Origin of the sequence: Novosphingobium sp. SG751A (assembly GCF_013149295.1) — a bacterium.
Taxonomy (GTDB): Bacteria; Pseudomonadota; Alphaproteobacteria; order Sphingomonadales; family Sphingomonadaceae; genus Novosphingobium.
The window spans coordinates 172,855-187,239 of record NZ_JABGCB010000011.1 but is presented as its reverse complement, the minus strand read 5'-3'; the positions used below and the strand labels follow the sequence as shown (position 1 = coordinate 187,239).

Annotated in this window: 15 protein-coding genes; 10 read left to right on the top strand and 5 right to left on the bottom strand. The window is 62.9% G+C overall.

The features are described from left to right. Window positions 1-20 precede the first annotated feature (20 nt). Window positions 21-1,970 carry an ATP-dependent zinc metalloprotease FtsH gene (gene ftsH, locus FHW96_RS16270; protein ID WP_172341623.1) on the top strand — a complete coding sequence of 650 codons (1,950 nt, stop codon included), beginning with the start codon at window positions 21-23 and terminating at the stop codon, window positions 1,968-1,970. 64 nt (window positions 1,971-2,034) lie between these two features. Here ftsH and FHW96_RS16265 read toward each other — a convergent pair whose 3' ends face one another. The 3 genes from FHW96_RS16265 to FHW96_RS16255 all read right to left on the bottom strand — a co-directional run bounded on the left by FHW96_RS16265 (window position 2,035) and on the right by FHW96_RS16255 (window position 5,050). Beyond that, window positions 2,035-2,964 (bottom strand): SGNH/GDSL hydrolase family protein, encoded by a 930-nt coding sequence (locus tag FHW96_RS16265; protein WP_172341622.1) that lies wholly within the window; start codon window positions 2,962-2,964, stop codon window positions 2,035-2,037. A gap of 136 nt (window positions 2,965-3,100) precedes the next feature. Further along, window positions 3,101-3,445: a DNA-directed RNA polymerase subunit omega gene (rpoZ, locus tag FHW96_RS16260; RefSeq protein WP_172341621.1), complete on the bottom strand. Its 345-nt coding sequence runs from the start codon at window positions 3,443-3,445 to the stop codon at window positions 3,101-3,103. 93 nt (window positions 3,446-3,538) lie between these two features. Next, entirely contained in the window at window positions 3,539-5,050 is a 1,512-nt protein-coding gene (locus FHW96_RS16255; RefSeq protein ID WP_172341667.1) for a replicative DNA helicase, read from the bottom strand. A gap of 213 nt (window positions 5,051-5,263) precedes the next feature. Between FHW96_RS16255 and FHW96_RS16250 the strand changes: the two genes are divergently transcribed. From FHW96_RS16250 to FHW96_RS16240, 3 genes are read left to right on the top strand one after another with little or no spacing between them, the layout of a single operon-like run. Further along, on the top strand, window positions 5,264-5,782 hold the full coding sequence (locus FHW96_RS16250; RefSeq protein ID WP_172341620.1) for a UPF0262 family protein: 519 nt from the start codon (window positions 5,264-5,266) through the stop codon (window positions 5,780-5,782). 51 nt (window positions 5,783-5,833) lie between these two features. Further along, window positions 5,834-6,562, top strand: coding sequence for a glycoside hydrolase family 25 protein (locus FHW96_RS16245; protein WP_172341619.1), 729 nt, complete (start codon window positions 5,834-5,836; stop codon window positions 6,560-6,562). Between the two features lie 8 nt (window positions 6,563-6,570). After that, window positions 6,571-7,011 carry a cytidine deaminase gene (locus tag FHW96_RS16240; RefSeq protein ID WP_172341618.1) on the top strand — a complete coding sequence of 147 codons (441 nt, stop codon included), beginning with the start codon at window positions 6,571-6,573 and terminating at the stop codon, window positions 7,009-7,011. Here FHW96_RS16240 and FHW96_RS16235 read toward each other — a convergent pair. Next, window positions 7,008-7,442 carry a nuclear transport factor 2 family protein gene (locus FHW96_RS16235; RefSeq protein ID WP_172341617.1) on the bottom strand — a complete coding sequence of 145 codons (435 nt, stop codon included), beginning with the start codon at window positions 7,440-7,442 and terminating at the stop codon, window positions 7,008-7,010. The two genes, FHW96_RS16240 and FHW96_RS16235, sit on opposite strands and share 4 nt — an antisense overlap. Before the next feature lie 253 nt (window positions 7,443-7,695). Next, window positions 7,696-8,427 carry a nuclear transport factor 2 family protein gene (locus FHW96_RS16230; protein ID WP_172341616.1) on the bottom strand — a complete coding sequence of 244 codons (732 nt, stop codon included), beginning with the start codon at window positions 8,425-8,427 and terminating at the stop codon, window positions 7,696-7,698. Between the two features lie 153 nt (window positions 8,428-8,580). On the opposite strand from FHW96_RS16230, the gene FHW96_RS16225 reads away from it, so the two are divergent. The 6 genes from FHW96_RS16225 to rplA all read left to right on the top strand — a co-directional run bounded on the left by FHW96_RS16225 (window position 8,581) and on the right by rplA (window position 14,273). Beyond that, on the top strand, window positions 8,581-9,594 hold the full coding sequence (locus FHW96_RS16225) for an NAD(P)-dependent alcohol dehydrogenase (protein WP_172341615.1): 1,014 nt from the start codon (window positions 8,581-8,583) through the stop codon (window positions 9,592-9,594). A gap of 10 nt (window positions 9,595-9,604) precedes the next feature. After that, window positions 9,605-10,714 carry an NAD(P)-dependent alcohol dehydrogenase gene (locus FHW96_RS16220; protein WP_172341614.1) on the top strand — a complete coding sequence of 370 codons (1,110 nt, stop codon included), beginning with the start codon at window positions 9,605-9,607 and terminating at the stop codon, window positions 10,712-10,714. 308 nt (window positions 10,715-11,022) lie between these two features. Continuing rightward, window positions 11,023-12,156, top strand: a complete 1,134-nt coding sequence (locus FHW96_RS16215; protein ID WP_172341613.1) for a cobalamin-independent methionine synthase II family protein — start codon at window positions 11,023-11,025, stop codon at window positions 12,154-12,156. 58 nt (window positions 12,157-12,214) lie between these two features. Beyond that, complete coding sequence (locus FHW96_RS16210; RefSeq protein WP_253951009.1) at window positions 12,215-12,961, top strand: IclR family transcriptional regulator; 747 nt, start codon at window positions 12,215-12,217, stop codon at window positions 12,959-12,961. Window positions 12,962-13,136: 175 nt separating this feature from the next. Then, the gene (gene rplK, locus FHW96_RS16205; protein ID WP_172341612.1) at window positions 13,137-13,568 is read left to right on the top strand and encodes a 50S ribosomal protein L11; all 432 of its coding nucleotides are present in this window, start codon (window positions 13,137-13,139) and stop codon (window positions 13,566-13,568) included. Between the two features lie 3 nt (window positions 13,569-13,571). After that, the gene (gene rplA / locus FHW96_RS16200) at window positions 13,572-14,273 is read left to right on the top strand and encodes a 50S ribosomal protein L1 (protein ID WP_172341611.1); all 702 of its coding nucleotides are present in this window, start codon (window positions 13,572-13,574) and stop codon (window positions 14,271-14,273) included. Window positions 14,274-14,385 lie beyond the last annotated feature (112 nt).

Genomic DNA, 14,385 nt, shown 5'->3' with positions numbered 1-14,385 from the left:
GTGAAAGGACGCGCCCCTCGATGAATGACGAACAGCCCAATGGAAACCCCTGGACGAAGAGCCTTTTGGTATGGGGGGGGATCTTCCTCGCCCTGTTCTTCGCCGTATCGCTGTTCAGCGCGCGCAATGACATTGGCGCGCAGGCGATCCCCTATTCCGAATTCCGCGCCAAGGTCGCCGAGGGCAGCGTCTATGACGCGCAGGTGGGCGAACAGCGTATCACCGGCAAGTTCAAGAACGGCGAGGCCTACAGCACCGTTCCCATTCCCAATGACGTGACGCTGGCGCCACTTTTGGCCCAGAATAACGTGAAATATCAGGGCAAGGCGCCCGAAGAGCCCAACGTGCTGCTCTATATCCTGCTTCAGGCTCTGCCTTTCCTGCTGATCGTCGCGGTGGGTTTCCTCGCCATGCGCCAGATGCAGAAGGGCGGCGGCGGCGGCGCCATGGGCTTTGGCAAGAGCAAGGCCAAGATGCTGACCGAAAAGCAGGGGCGCGTGACCTTTGCCGATGTGGCCGGCATTGACGAGGCGCGCGAGGAACTGGAAGAAATCGTCGAGTTTCTGCGCGATCCGGGCCGGTTTTCCAAGCTTGGCGGCAAGATCCCCAAGGGCGCGTTGCTGGTCGGTTCGCCGGGCACGGGCAAGACGCTGCTGGCCCGCGCGATTGCGGGTGAGGCGGGCGTGCCCTTCTTCACCATTTCGGGTTCGGATTTCGTCGAAATGTTCGTGGGCGTGGGCGCAAGCCGCGTGCGCGACATGTTCGAACAGGCCAAGAAGAACGCGCCCTGCATCGTCTTCATCGACGAAATCGACGCGGTGGGCCGCAGCCGCGGCAATGGCCTTGGCAATTCGAACGACGAGCGCGAGCAGACGCTGAACCAGTTGCTGGTCGAGATGGACGGGTTTGAAGGCAATGATGGCATCATCATCATCGCCGCGACCAACCGCCCCGACGTGCTTGACCCCGCGCTGCTGCGTCCGGGCCGTTTCGACCGTCAGGTCGTGGTGCCGGTGCCCGATATTGAGGGCCGTGAAAAGATCCTCGCCGTGCATATGAAGAAAGTTCCTCTGGCACCCGACGTTCAGCCCCGCGTGATTGCGCGCGGCACGCCGGGCTTTGCAGGCGCGGATCTGGCCAATCTGGTCAATGAGGCCGCGCTGCTGGCGGCCCGGCGCAACAAGCGTCTGGTGGCGATGCAGGAGTTCGAGGACGCCAAGGACAAGGTCATGATGGGCGCCGAGCGTCGCAGCATGGTCATGACCGAGGAAGAGAAAAAGATGACCGCCTATCACGAGGCGGGCCATGCTCTGGTTTCGGTGAATGAACCGGCCAGCGATCCGATCCACAAGGCGACGATCATCCCGCGCGGCCGCGCCTTGGGCATGGTGATGCGTCTGCCGGAGCGTGATTCCTATTCCTATCACCGCGACAAGATGCACGCGAACCTCTCGGTCGCCATGGGCGGGCGCGTGGCAGAAGAGCTGATCTTCGGCTATGACAAGGTGTCGAGCGGTGCGAGCGGCGATATCCAATATGCCACGGGCCTGGCGCGCAACATGGTCACCAAATGGGGCATGAGCGACAAGTTGGGGCCGTTGCAATACGAGGATCAGAACGAGGGCTATCTGGGCATGGGCGCCAGCCAGCGTCTGTTTGCCTCGGATGAGACCAACAAGTTGATCGACAGCGAGATCCGCACCCTCGTCGATAATGCCCATGTGCGCGCCACCGACCTGCTCAAGGCGCAGATCGACAAGCTGCACATGCTGGCGCAGGCGTTGCTGGAATATGAAACGCTGACCGGCGACGAGATCAAGCAGGTGGTGGATACCGGCAAGATCGACCGCCCCGAAGCGCCCAGCGGGGTGCCGCTGCCCGCCGCGATCCGGGGCACCAGCGTGCCGCGCGCGGGTCGTTCGAGCGGCTTGGCCAGCGGTCTGGGCGGGATTTCGCCGCAAGGGGCCTAAGCCCCGGCATCACGGAATGGAGGGGAGGCCCCGTCGGCAACGGCGGGGCCTTTTCTTTATACGGTTAGCGTAATTGCTCCAGCACCGGGCCGACCAGCGCCTTGGCGATCAACGCATTGCCCGCCGCATTGGGGTGGGCGGCATCGATGAACAGCTTGTCGGCATCGGGGCGCTGGGCCAGTTGCGGGCGCACGACGACCACGCCATTGGCCCGCGCCCATGCGAAGAGTCGTTCGCGCCGGTCGGGCGCGGTGGTGGTGGGGTCGCGCATGTCCCAGTAAAGGATCATGAACTTGGCCCCCGATGCCATCGCCATCGCGCGGATGGACTGGACGGTGGCCTGAATTTCGGCCTCCGGTGCGATGCCGTTTTCTGCGGTTGAGCCGGGGTCAAAGGCAGCTTTGGTCAGATGCAGCCGTGGGGCCAGATAGCGCGTGACGATTTCATAAAGCGCGCCGGGGGGATTGCGGCTGGGGAAATTGGCATTGACGTCCAGCATCGAGGCGGGCGCAAAACCCTGCGTCAGATCGCTCTGGTTCACTTCGAGCACGACCAGATCCGCGCCGAATGCGCCATGCGCGCCCAGCCATCGCCGCTCGTTTTCCAATGCCCAGCCACCGGCCGAGGCATTGATCATCTCAATCGGGCGGGGCCCCAAGGCGGCCTGGGTCAAGGCAGAAATGGTCTTGCCATCATCGGTCATCGTCGTGCCAAAGGCCACCGAATCGCCCAGCAGCAGCACGCGCTTTGTTCCGGTGCGGGGCGTTGCGCCGGTCGCCGGACCGCGCATCCCCAGATCGTTGATGGTCACATGATTGCTGAACCGATGCACGCTTTGACCCGGCGTCGGCTCATAGCCCGAGGCGGCGGCGCGATAGAGCAGCGGGCGGCCGAAGCCCAGCGCGCGCCCCGCCAGTTCGGCCCCGCCAAGCCCGGCAACCAGCGCAAGCGGCAGGATCCAGCGCAGACGTGCTTTGAAAGACTGCGTTGTCATCTCGTCCTAAATCCTAGGGATTACCCTATATGTGTGTTGCAGTACCTCCGATATTGCAAGCGCGAAAAATGCCAAAAGGCCCCGGAAAAGCCGAAGCTTATCCGAGGCCTTTTGTAGCCATTGCGATGCGATGAAATCAGCCGTCGTAATCCCCGCCGAGCGAGGTGTTACGCACCGGAGCAGCCGCGGTGATGCGCAGCGCTTCGGCCGATTGCGAGAGCGAACCGATGTCATCGACATCATCGTCATCGTCGGGCAGGACGCGCTGCATCGAGGTGATGAGCGATTCCTTGAGGATCTTGGGACGGACGGTTTCCTCTGCGATTTCGCGCAGGGCCACCACCGGGTTTTTGTCACGATCGCGTTCGATCGTCAGTTCCGCACCGCCCGAAATTTCACGCGCGCGCTGGGCAGCCAGCAGCACGAGATCGAAGCGGTTGGGGATCTTGTCGACACAATCTTCAACGGTTACGCGCGCCATGGGCACTCCGTCTTGAATAGGGAAATTCCAGCGAACCTTGGCGCCTAGGCGGCAAAGCGGCGAAAGTCAAGGATTCGTGAGGATCGGGTTTCCTCACTCCTCCAGATCATAGGAATAATTGGCCAGTTCCTCGGGCGCCAGATCGCTGAACTTGGTGATCTTGGCTTCGAACCGCATGCGGACCTTGCCGGTGGCGCCATGGCGCTGCTTGGCGATGATCAGCTCGGCAAGGCCGAAGACGCGCTCCATTTCCTCCTGCCACTTGGCATGGGCTTCGACCACGGCGGGCGGATCGGTGGGGCCGGGCTCCTTGGGCTCGCGGCCCTTGACGTAATAATCCTCGCGGAACACGAACCAGACCATATCGGCGTCCTGTTCGATCGAGCCCGATTCGCGAAGGTCGGAAAGCTGAGGCCGCTTGTCCTCGCGCTGTTCGACGGCGCGCGAAAGCTGCGACAGGGCGATCACGGGAACATGCAGTTCCTTGGCCAAGGTCTTGAGACCGCGCGAAATTTCCGAGATTTCGTTCACACGATTGTCGGTGGCCCGCCCGCTGCCCTGAAGCAATTGCAAATAGTCGACGATGACCAGGCCAATGTCATGGCGCCGCTTCAAACGGCGCGCCCGCGCGCGCAGGCCTGCAATCGTCAGGCCCGGCGTGTCGTCAATATACAGCGGCAACTGGCTCAAACGCTGGCTGGCGAAAGACAGCGCCTGAAAATCCTCGCGGCTGATCTTGCCCATACGCAGCGCTGAGGAGGAAATGCCCGATTGCTCGGCAAGGATACGCGTGGCCAACTGATCCGCGCTCATTTCGAGGCTGAAAAAGGCGGTCGCCGCGCCGATGCTCTTGGACGGATCAAGGCCCAGCTCGCGGTCGGTCAGCAGGCGATTGGCCGCGTTGAATGCGATGTTGGTGGCCAGCGAGGTTTTGCCCATGCCCGGACGGCCGGCCAGAATGATAAGGTCGGAATCATGCAGGCCGCCGATCCGCTGGTTGACCGAATCGAGGCCCGTGGTCTTGCCCGCGACATGGCCGCCCGAATTGAACGCCTTTTCGATGCCCGAAATAGCGGTGCGGGTGGCCTCGGCAAAGCTCTTGGCCTCATTCGCGCCGCCCGCGCCATCGGCCACCTTATAGAGCGCGGCCTCGGCGGCCTCGATCTGTTCGAGCGGCTCGACCGATTCGCTGGTGTCCATCGCGCCCTGCACCAGATCGCGTCCCACGCGCACCAGTTCGCGCAGCAGCGCCAGATCGTAAATCTGTTCGGCCAGCACGCGCGGCGCGATCAGCCCCTGACCATCGGCGGTCAGGCGGCCCAGATAGGCCGTGCCGCCCAGCGCTTTCAACGCCTCGTCGCTCTCGAAATAGGGCTTGAGCGTGACCGGCGTGACCACCGCCTTGCGGTCGAGCAATTGCAGGATGCGCTCAAAGATCCGCCCATGGACGGGTTCGAAGAAATGCGTGGGCGACAAGGGCTTGGCCAGTTCTTCGACCACGCGATTGTCGATCAGGATGGCGCCCAGAAAGGCTGCCTCGGCCTCGATATTGGCGGGCAGCGCTTGCGCGCGCGCGCCGGAATCATTGGCGGGCGAAAACGGCATAGCCGGAGCGAGATGGGTGTCGGATTGTGCCATGGATGGGCCCTCATGCGCCCAGCGGCGGGGCGGCGCAATGGGGTGTGTTGCAAACGACCCTGTGGATAATGGGGATTGGTCCGTCTTTAAGGTTTGCACCATGGGGCCATCAGGGTTTGCACCATAGTTCCTTGCACCCCCTTGCCTGCGCCCCTCGCATTTGCGAAATGAGGCAGTCTTATGCTGTCCAACCTGCCTCCCGTTGCGCCCTCTGCGCGCATTTCCAGCATCGACCTGGATGAAACGACGATTCTGCGTCGCAATGACGACATCGAGCAGGAGCGGCGCGTGGCGGTGTTCGATCTGATCGAGGACAATGTTTTCAAGCCCTTGCGGATCTGGGATTCGGGCTATCATGGCCCCTATGCGGTACGCTTGGCCGTGCATGACGGCCGCCTGTCGATGGAGATCAGCGACGGGCGCGAGGGGCATGAGGGCGAGCTGCTTGAAACGATCATGCTGGGGATGGGGCGCTTCCGCCGCTCGATTCGCGAATATTTCGCCATTTGCGAGAGCTATTATCAGGCCATCCGCAAGGCTTCGGCCAAAGAAATCGAGACGATCGACATGGCCCGGCGCGGGGTCCACAACCATGCCGCCGAACTTCTGCTCGAAAGGCTGGAGGGCAAGGTGGAAACCGACTTCCCCACGGCGCGCCGGTTGTTTACGCTGATTTGCGTACTGCATATCAAGGCCTGATGACGATTCGCGTTTCATGCGGACGGGCCATCACAAAGAACGTTGAATAACATGGCAAAAACCAAAACCCGTCCGCGCGGCAAAGGCCGTAGCGGGCGCCCTTCGCTTCTCTGGCGCCTGTTGGCGGTGGTGGCGCTGCTGGGCATCATGGGCGGGGTCTGGGCTTGGTGGAGCATGCGCCACTGGCAGCCCGACCGCACCACTTTCCCGACGCAGGGTGCGCTGGTGGGCAGCGCGGATGGGCCGGTGGATTTTGTCGCATTGAAGGCAATCGGCGCCAATTTCGTCTATATCGAGGCCTCGGCCAGCGCCTTTGCACGCGATCCCGCCGTGGTGAAAAATCTGGACGCAGCGCGCAGCGCGGGCCTGCCATGGGGGGCGCTGCACAAATATGATCCGTGCCAGCCCGCCGACAAGCAGGCCGCCAATTTCGTCACCGTGGTCCCGCGCGACAAGAAGATGCTGCCCCCTGCGGTTGAACTGGAACAACTGGCCGATCATTGCCCGGTGCCGGTCTCGGACGCCGCTGTGGTCAGCGAGCTGATGACCTTCCTCAACCAGATCGAGACGCATACGGGCAAGCCTGCGGTGCTGAAACTGGGGCGTGAATTTGAAAAGACCTATCCCATCGCCGCCACGCTCGACCGCGCGCTGTGGCTGAGTGCGGACCGGGTGCAGCCCGATTATGGCGGGCGGCCATGGGCGCTGTGGACGGCCAATTCGGGCTTGCAAACCTCGGCGGCCGAGCAGCCCTTGCGTTGGGTTGTGGTGCAGAGGTAAAATAGCGGATGACCCATGATCGTGACACTCTGATCGCTGCTGCCCGCGCGGCTTCTGCCCTTGCCTATGCGCCCTATTCGGCCTTTCATGTCGGCGCGGCGCTGGGCTTTGCCGATGGCAGCGTGGTGACCGGCGCCAATGTTGAGAATGCCTCCTATGGGCTGGCGCTCTGCGCGGAAACGGTGGCCGTGTCGCGGGCGATGGCCGATGGCGTGCGCGGCGGACTGGTGGCCGTGGCGGTGATCGGCGGCACGCCGGGCGAGGATGGCGTGGCCCAACCCGGACCGGGACCGGTCACGCCTTGCGGGCGCTGCCGTCAGGTGCTCAACGAACTGGCGCAACTGGGCGACACCGACCCGGTGGTGTGGAGCGCATCGGCCGATGGCGTGGCGGAAATGAAGCTGTCGGAATTGCTGCCTTTGGCCTTTGGACCTGCGAACCTGCTTTAGGCTTGGCGGAAATCCAGGCTGCCGCGCCGCTCGGCAAATTTCCATGCGCCCGATTCCAGCACCAGACGGTCCTGATAGCTGCCTACCAAAGGCGGCTTGGGCGACTGCATGGGTAAGCCTGCGCCGTCCGCCTCGCCGGTGAAGAGCAGGAGCTGGCTATAGGCATCCGCGCTTTGCCCATCATCGGCGACGTCCACCACGATATTGGCCACGATATGCCGACTTGCGCGCGGCGGGCGGGCCTGAAACGCGGCCAGAATAGCCTCGCGCCCGGTCGTGAAACTGTCGGGCGCGGTGGGGCGGTTCATGCGGCCGTCCTGCGTGTAAAGCGCGGCAAGGTCTTCCCAGCGGCCAGCGTCGTTGAGGTGGACGTAGCGTGTGATGAGGCGGGCAATGGCGTGTTCGGCAAGCAGGCGGTCAAGGTCGGTCATAGGGATGAGCTTTAGCAGGGTTTGCCTCCGGCGGGCAAAGGGACTTGTCCCTTTGCAATCCCATTATGGGGTGGTGTTTCGGGGGCATGTTGGGGTGATTGGGGTTTAAAGCCTGCGGTGCGGCGAGCGCAGCCCTATCCGCGCCGCAGGCTTTCAATTTCAAGCATAGCGTCCGGCACAAAACGCCCAAATCCATGCGCAACGAGGACAGTAATGGGAGCGCGAGGGTCTAGACCCTCGCATAAACCCCTTCTTAGTCCTTGAACCCTTCCCGCGCCCGCGAATTATCCAGCACGATGGGCGCGCCGGTCACGGGGTGGGGATAGTGGAAAGGCACCGTATCGGTGGCGGGCCACAGGCGGGGCAGGGGATCGACCAGCGCATCGGGGCCGAGCGGATCTTCGGGGAAGAGCGTCTTGGTCATCGGGATATAGTCGATGGGGGTCTTGGCCCAGCCATCGGCGAAGGTGCCGTGCCAGAAGGGATAGTAGCGCAGCGCCTTGATCTTCCAGACCAGTTCGCCCGCCTCATTGGCCTCGCGGATATATTCGTTTTCATAGAGGCCGCCTTCCCACCATGCGCGCTGGTTGCCCTCGGCGCTTTCGTGCAGGCCCGCCTGCATCATCGAGCGGCCGCGCACATGGGCGGTCTTGCGGTCGGGCGATACGTCGATCACCATCTGCAGCTGGGGATGGTCGAGCAGCCAGCCATAGCGCGGGCCGTTATGGCCTTGGGTGAAATTGGTCTGGAACCGCTCGATATAGAGGCGGCGGACCCCGGCCTTGCCCTTGTAAATCCCGCCAAGGAACCACACTTCGCCTTCATCGGAGAAGAGGTCGACCACTTCATTATATTGTGATTTATCAATGAAGAAGCCATAGGTGTACTGGATACGGCGGATCTGGTGGATATCTTGTTGAATGGCCAGATCGTGCTCAACGCGCTCAAGGCGCGCGGCAAGGTCTGCGAGGGTTGCTTCAGCCATGGTACTCTCCCGGAGAAACGAGTCTTGGGACTCTGTGAATCTTTGTCGTCCATGTGATAACTTCATGGTTGCGAATATCAAAGCAAGAAATATGTATTACATACAAATTACACCCCGGCAGAGCGGGGGCAAGCAGCATCGGAGGAGGACGCTATGAAGGCATGGGTTCTGCGCAAAGGGGCGACCAGCCTCGATGACCTGCATCTGGTCGAACGCGATGTGCCGCGCCCCGGCTGGGGCGAGGTGTTGATCCGGGTGCGGGCCTGCTCGCTCAATTTCCGTGATCAGGCGATCGTGCGCGGCGTCTATATCGGCGGGCCGGTGGCCGAGGATATCGTGCCCTTTTCCGATGGCGCGGGCGAGATCGTCGGGCTGGGCGACGGGGTGCATGATCTGGCGCTGGGCGACCGGGTGGCGGGGATCTTTTTTCAGCACTGGCTCGAAGGGCCGCCCAATCCGGGCGTGGGGCCTGCGCTGGGGGCCAGCGGGGCCAATGGTATGCTGGCCGAATATGTCGTACTGCCCGCGCAAGGGGTGATCCGCATCGCCCGCACGCTCAGCTTTGAGGAAGCGGCCTGTCTGCCCTGCGCCGGGGTGACGGCGTGGAATGCCTTGATGGGCGGGCCGCGCCCTGTGCAGGCGGGCGACAATGTGCTGGTGCTGGGCACCGGCGGCGTGTCTCTGATGGCGTTGCAGATCGCCAAGGCGGCGGGCGCGCGCGTGGTGGCCACCAGCGGCAGCGCGGGCAAGCAGGAGCGCGTGGCGGCGCTGGGTGCGGACGCCACGGTCAATTACCGCGAGGTCCCGCAATGGGGCGCGCAGGCGGCCACCCATACCAATGGCGGCTTTGAACATGTGGTCGAAGTGGGCGGGGCGGGCACGCTGGCCCAATCCATCGCGGCGGTGGGCTTTGGCGGCGAAATCGCGCTGATCGGCGTGTTGACCCGCGAGGGCGATACCAGCCCCCATGGGTTGATGATGAAGGGCGCCAGCCTGCGCGGTATTTTCGTCGGGTCGAAAGCGATGGCCTTGGAGCTGAATGCTTTTATCGATAGCAATCGCATCAGGCCGGTGGTCGATCGGGTATTCCCGATGGCCCAGGTCAAGGATGCCTTCGCCTATCAATCCTCGCCCGATCTGTTCGGCAAGGTCGTTATCGCGCTTTAAGGGAGCCATTATGCCTGAAATTACCGCTGCCGTTTGCCGTCAGCCCCATGGTGCTTTGACGCTCGAGACGTTGCGCCTTGATGATCCGCGCGATGACGAGGTGTTGGTGCGGATCGTCGGCTCGGGCATTTGCCACACCGACCTTGCCGTGCGCGATCAGCAATTGCCCACGCCCATGCCGGTGGTGCTGGGCCATGAAGGGGCGGGCATCGTCGAGGCGGTGGGCGCGGACGTGACTCATGTGAAGCCGGGCGACCGGGTGCTGATGAGCTTTAACTCCTGCGGCACATGCCCATGCTGTCACGATCATGCGCCGACCTATTGCTACAATTTCTTTCCGCATAATTTTGCCGGTGCGCGGGCTGACGGCAGCTTTACCCTGCATGCGGGCGAGGAGCCGGTGCATGGCAATTTCTTTGGGCAAAGCAGCTTTGCCACCTATGCCTTGGCCACGGCGCGCAATGTGGTGCGCGTGCCCGACAGCGCGGGTGAGGTGCCTTTGGAGCGCCTTGCGCCGCTGGGCTGCGGGATGATGACCGGGGCAGGCGCGGTGCTACGCAGCATGAAGGTGCGCGCGGGCATGCCGATTGCCATCTTTGGCGCAGGCGCGGTGGGGCTAGCCGCGGTGATGGCGGCGAAAATTGCCGGGGCCGATCCGATCATTGCGGTGGACCTGCACGAAAACCGCCGCGCGCTGGCGCTGGAATTGGGGGCGACTCATGCGATCAACGGGCGCGATGATCCGTTCGGCAAGATCGCTGCGCTATGCCCCCAAGGGCTGGCCTATGCCTTCGACAACACCGGCCTTGCCAGCATCATCGAGAGGGCCTTCAACCTCCTTGCCCCGCGCGGCGTGCTGGGCATCGTCGGGGCCAGCGATCCCACCGCCATGCTGTCCTTCAACGAAACCGCCTTTATGGGTGGTGGGCGCACGGTCAAGGGCATCCTTGGCGGGGATTCGGACCTGTTCGGCTTCCTGCCCGAGCTGATCGAGCATCATCTGGCGGGGCGGTTTCCCTATGATCGACTGATCGGGGTGTTTCCGTTCGAGCAGATCAATGAGGCGATTGAGGCCGGGGAAAGCGGGGCGGTGGTCAAGCCGGTGGTGGTGATGGGGTAGGGTTTTGAAGAGAAGAGATGATGCGAGGGACTAGTCCCTCGCGCTCCCATTACTGTCTGCGTTGCGCTTTGGGTTTGGCCTTGGGTGTCGAGCGCACCCTTGAAATTTGAAAGCCTGCGGCGCGGAAAGCGATGTGTTCGCCGCGCCGCAGGCTTTAGAAGTCCATCCCACCTATGAACCCCTCGCACCACCCCAAAACGGGATTGTTAAGGGCTCCCACCCTTAACCCGCCGGAGGCACACTTCCTTCTTCACCCATCCGATAATTTCATATAGGAGAACGCAAAAGCCCGTCACAGGAGAGGACACATGCCCCATATCCGCACCACCCATGTTGGCTCCATGCCGCGTGGGGAGAACCTGACGCCGCTGCTGATCGCGCGCGACCGGGGGGAGGCCTATGATCCGGCGGAGTTTGACGCCAAGGTTTCGGCCGCGGTGAAGGAGGCGGTGCGCCATCAGGTAGAATGCGGGGTCGATATCGTCTCGGATGGCGAGATCGGCAAGATCGGCTATTCGACCTATATGATCGAGCGTCTGAGCGGGTTTGGCGGCCATGTGGACCGCAAATCCGCGCTCGATCTGGCCGAGCATCCGGCGCTGGTGAAGAAGCTGTCGGCGATGATGGGCAGTCAGGATTTCGTGCGGGCAAGCTGCGTCGGGCCGATCAAGCTGGTCAATCTGGAACCGTTGCATGAGGACATCCGTCGGTTCAAGGCGGCGCTGGCGCAAGAGGGCCGCGAGGGCACGCAGGCTTTCATGAACGCCGCCTCGCCGGGCCTGATCACCGCGTTTCAGGTCAACAAATATTACCCCAGCCACGAAGCCTACCTTGCCGATCTGGCCGAGGCGATGCGGACCGAATATGAAACCATCGTCGATGAAGGCTTCTATCTGCAACTCGACTGCCCCGATCTGGCGATGAGCCGCCACACCGGCTATCAGGACCTGAGCGAGGCCGAATTCCTGAAGGTGGCCGAGGAGAATGTCGCCGCCTTGAACGCTGCGACCGCCAATATTCCCCCTGAACGGATGCGGATGCATATCTGTTGGGGCAATTATGAAGGCCCGCATGACCATGACATTCCGCTGGAACGCGTGGTCGATATCATCCTGAAAGCCCGCCCCGCCACCATCCTGTTCGAGGCGGCCAATCCGCGCCACGAGCATGAGTGGAAGGTCTGGGCCGATGCCAAGATCCCCGATCACAAGATCCTTGCGCCGGGCCTGATCGACACCTGTTCGAACTATGTCGAACATCCCGAACTGATCGCCCAGCGCATCGAGCGTTTTGCCGGGATCGTGGGAGCCGAGCGCGTGGTGGCCAGCACCGACTGCGGGTTTGGCACCTTTGCCGGTTATGGCAAGATTGACCCGGATGTGACGTGGAAAAAGCTGCGGTCTCTGCGTGAAGGCGCCGATATCGCCGGGGCGCGGGTCTGACCAGGGCTTTTGCGTAACAGGGCTTTTACAGGGGGCCAAGGCGGCTATAGGAGGGGGCATGGCTGACGCTGGAACTTCCACCTCGCATGTCAAATCGGCAATGCGCACACTCGACATTATCGAATATGTCGTGGCGCGGGGTGGCCCCGCCGTGGCGCAGGAAATCGCCGGGGCGCTGGCGATTCCGGTCTCCAGCCTGTCCTATCTGCTCGCCACCTTGGTCGAGCGCGGCTATCTGGCGCGCGCCGGGCGCAATTATCTGCCGGGTCCGGGATTGCAGCGTTTGCAGGCCCGGTCCGAGCCTAGCCTTGAGGACCGGGTGGCCCCGCTGGTGCGCGCTCTGCGGGTGCAATTGAACGAAACGGCCTCGTTCTTTGTCCGCGATGGCTGGCAATTGCAGACGCTGGTGACCGAGAGCAGCGAACATGCGCTGCGCTATGCAATTGCCGTGGGCGCGCGGGCGCCTTTGCATGGGCTGGCGGCGGGCAAGGCGATTTTGGCCGCGATGCCGGATGCAGAGGTCGAACGCTACCTGCGCGAGAGCCGACGCGAGAGTTTTACCGAGGCCACGCTGGTGAGCGCGGCGGACCTGCGCCGCGAGATCGCCCGCACGCGTGAGCGCGGCTATGGCCGCACCGGCAGCGAATATTCGGTGGGTATCGAGGGTCTGGCCTGTGCGGCGATGGCGGACGGCGAGGTGATCGGCGCCTTTGCCGTGGCGGTGCCATCGGTACGTTTCGATGCGGACGTGGAGCAGCGCGTGGCCGGGCTGCTGATGCGCACGGCGGGGCTTTTTGAAGGCTGAGGCGCAGCCCCGCTTGCAATTACCCGACAAAGCTGTATGGGCCACCGCTTGCCGAATGAGGCGGGCTTGCCCGATTCTTTCGGTATTTCCGCGCGGGAGGGGCCTTCGGGCGCCGTTCGACCGCTTGATCTGAAGGGTCGGCCCGCCGGCTCGTACAGGATGAAAGGAGGCCATCGTGGCCAAGAAAATTGACGGTTACATCAAGCTGCAGATCGCAGCCGGCCAAGCCAAGCCCAGCCCGCCGATCGGCCCGGCTCTGGGTCAGCGCGGCGTCAACATCATGGGTTTCTGTAAGGAATTCAACGCGGCCACCCAGGGCGTAGAGCCCGGCACCCCGCTGCCCACCGTGATCACGGTCTATTCGGACAAGTCGTTCTCGTTCGTGACCAAGACCCCGCCCGCCACCTTCTTCATCAAGAAGGCGCTGGGCCTGAAGTCGGGTTCGAAGGCTCCGGGCAAGGATTCGGCTGGCACGATCACCACCGCTCAGCTCGCTGACATCGCTCAGGCCAAGATGAAGGACCTGAACGCCAACGATCTGGACGCTGCTGTCAAGATCATCGCCGGTTCGGCCCGCGCCATGGGCATTCAGGTTGTGGAGGGCTAAGACATGGCCAAGCTGACCAAGAAGCAGAAGTCGCTCGTCGAAAAGCTGGGCGACAACCAGAATCTGCACGGCATCAACGATGCCATCGCGCTGCTGCGCGAACTCAAGAGCGCCAAGTATGACGAAACGCTCGAAATCTCGCTGAACCTGGGCGTTGACCCCCGCCACGCCGACCAGATGGTCCGCGGGATGGTCACGCTGCCCTCGGGTACCGGCAAGGACGTGAAGGTCGCCGTGTTCGCACGTGGCGACAAGGCTGAAGCGGCTCTGGCTGCTGGTGCCGATCGCGTTGGCGCTGAAGACCTGCTCGAAGACATGCAGGCTGGCAATCTCGACTACGGTCGCGTGATCGCCACGCCCGACATGATGGGCATCGTGGGCCGTCTGGGCAAGCTGCTGGGTCCCAAGGGCCTGATGCCGAACCCCAAGCTGGGCACCGTGACACCGAACGTTGCTGAAGCGGTCAAGGCTGCCAAGGGCGGTCAGATCGAATTCCGCGTCGAAAAGGCCGGTATCATCCACGGCGGCATCGGCAAGCTCTCGTTCTCGGACGAAGCTCTGCGCGCCAACTTCGACGCTTTCGTTGACGCCATCGTCAAGGCGAAGCCGGCTGGCGCCAAGGGCAAGTATGTCCGTAAGATCGGCCTGTCGACCTCGCAGGGTCCGGGCATCAAGGTGGATCTGGCCGAAGTTCACGGTGGTTAATTCCATCGACGGCTGATCTGCTTCGTCTTAGGACGGACGGGAAGCAAGGGTCGGGAAGGGGAAACCTTTTCCGGCCCTTTTCCTTTACGGGCCAGAATTGACTGGACGTCCG